This window comes from Streptomyces sp. 13-12-16 (assembly GCF_002114215.1).
GTDB lineage: Bacteria > Actinomycetota > Actinomycetes > Streptomycetales > Streptomycetaceae > Streptomyces.
In genome coordinates this window covers 1-1,961 of the sequence record NZ_NCTE01000722.1, presented here as the reverse complement: position 1 = coordinate 1,961, position 1,961 = coordinate 1, and the positions used below count along the sequence as shown (strand labels likewise).

The 1,961-nt window shown below is 75.7% G+C and carries 3 protein-coding genes; all 3 read left to right on the top strand.

Annotated features, from left to right (window positions below):
- On the top strand, positions 1–790 hold a 790-nt coding region (locus tag B7767_RS27100; protein WP_085574474.1), incomplete at its 5' end, for a polysaccharide deacetylase family protein.
- An 87-nt stretch (positions 791–877) separates the two neighbouring features.
- On the top strand, positions 878–1,063 hold the full coding sequence (locus B7767_RS27095; protein ID WP_085574473.1) for a hypothetical protein: 186 nt from the start codon (positions 878–880) through the stop codon (positions 1,061–1,063).
- 33 nt (positions 1,064–1,096) lie between these two features.
- Entirely contained in the window at positions 1,097–1,813 is a 717-nt protein-coding gene (locus B7767_RS27090) for an aminoacyl-tRNA hydrolase (protein WP_085574472.1), read from the top strand.
- The last annotated feature ends 148 nt before the right edge of the window (positions 1,814–1,961 follow it).

Here is a 1,961-nt window from a genome sequence, read left to right as displayed (position 1 = left end):
CGCCTGCGCCACCCCCCGCCCCGCCCCGCAGCAGGCCCCCCGGCCGGCGCCCTCCGCGCCCTCCTCCCCCTCGGTCCCTCCCACGCTCGCCCCGGGCCCGTCCGGCCTGACCCCGGTCTTCCGCAACGGCCCGCGCACCGGCGGCCGGACGGTCGCCCTCACCTTCGACGCCGACATGACCGCCGACCAGGGCCCGAGGGCGGCGGCGGGCGAGCACTTCGACCACCCCCGGCTCATCGCAGCCCTGCGCGCGCTGAAGGTGCCGGCCACGGTGTTCATGACGGGCCGCTGGGCCGAGGAGTACCCGGACCAGGCCCGCTCCATCGGCCGGGACCCGCTCTTCGAGGTCGCCAACCACTCCTACAGCCACTACGCGTTCACCGGTGACTGCTACGGCCTGCCGACCGTCTCCGCCGGCCGGATGCGGACGGACGTGGAACGGGCGTACGCGGTGTTCCGGAAGGTGGGCGTGGACGATCCGAAGCCGTACTTCCGCTTCCCCGGCGGCTGCTACGACCGTACGGCGCTCAAGGCGCTGACCCCGGCCGGGGTGACGGCCGTGCAGTGGGACGTGGTCGGCGGCGACGCGTTCGCCACGGACGCGGAGGCGGTGGCCCGGCAGGTGCTGGAGGGCGTACGCCCCGGCTCGGTGGTCGTCCTGCACTGCACCCGCAGCGCGGCCCCGACGACGGAACGGGCGGTACGGAGGATCGTCCCGGAGCTGCGCCGCCGGGGCTACCGCTTCGTGAAGGTCTCCGAACTGATCGCGGCGGCGAACGGCCGGGGCTGAGCCGCCCTGCGCCGGGACCCCGTGCCGGGACCCCGTGCCGGAACCCCTGTGCCGGAATCCTCGCGCCGGAGTCCCTACGCTGGAGTCATGAGCGACACCGACAACGACTACTGCCTGATCGACGTCACCCGGCCGCCCAGGGCCGACGGCCCGCCGTACGCGGCGTGCGTGCTGTGCCGGGAGCCGACGGAGTACCCGGAGTCGTACAAGGGCATCACGCTGTGCCCGGTCTGCGAGTGGCGCGAGGCGGAACGCACGTCCTGCTCGGGCTGACGGCACTCCCGCGCGGGTTGGCACACTGGCCCCGTGAGCGATAACCGAACCCCTGCCGCCGACAGCCCCTTCCGCCCCGACCCGGGCGCCCGCGACGAGGCACCCCAGTTCGTCCTGCCCCTGGTGGTCCGCATCGAGCGGGCGGCGCCCCCGGCCCGTACGGACGCCCTGGAGACGGCGGCCCGCGCGGTGCTGGTGATGCTGACCGACGAGCGCTCGGTCGGCGAGGGCGAGTGGGCGCGGGCGATGCGCGACTGGCAGGACGCCCGCATCCGCAAGGTGGTGCGCCGGGCACGCGGCGCGGAGTGGCGCCGCGCGGAGGCCCTCCCGGGGATCACGGTCACCGGCAAGTCGGCGGAGGTCCGCGTCTTCCCGCCCGTCCCCCTGGACGGCTGGCCCAAGGAGCTGGCCCGCCTCCAGGTCTCCGGAACCGACCTCGACGACCCCGACCCCGTGCCCCCGGCGGACCCGGCGGCCCCCGTCCTCTGGCTGAACCCCGCCCTCGGCATGTCGGCCGGCAAGGCCATGGCCCAGGCGGGCCACGCCGCCCAACTGGCCTGGTGGGAACTGACCGACGAGGCCCGCGCGACGTGGCACGCCACCGGCTTCCCCCTGGCGGTCCGCACCGCCGACCCCGCCCACTGGCCCGCCCTGACGGCCGGCGGCCTCCCCACGGTCCGCGACGCGGGCTTCACGGAGATCGCCCCGGGCTCCTGCACGGTGGTGGCGGACCACCCGGCGCTGCGGTGACGGGGACGGAGGGCGCGTGACCGGGCCGATCACCGGTTGGATCATGGACCGCGACCTGCGCGGCTTCCTCGAGCCGCTGTCCCGCTACGCCGGACACGCCTTCGGCGAAACCGACTGGGAGACCGTCGAAGCCGGCGTCCAGGACACC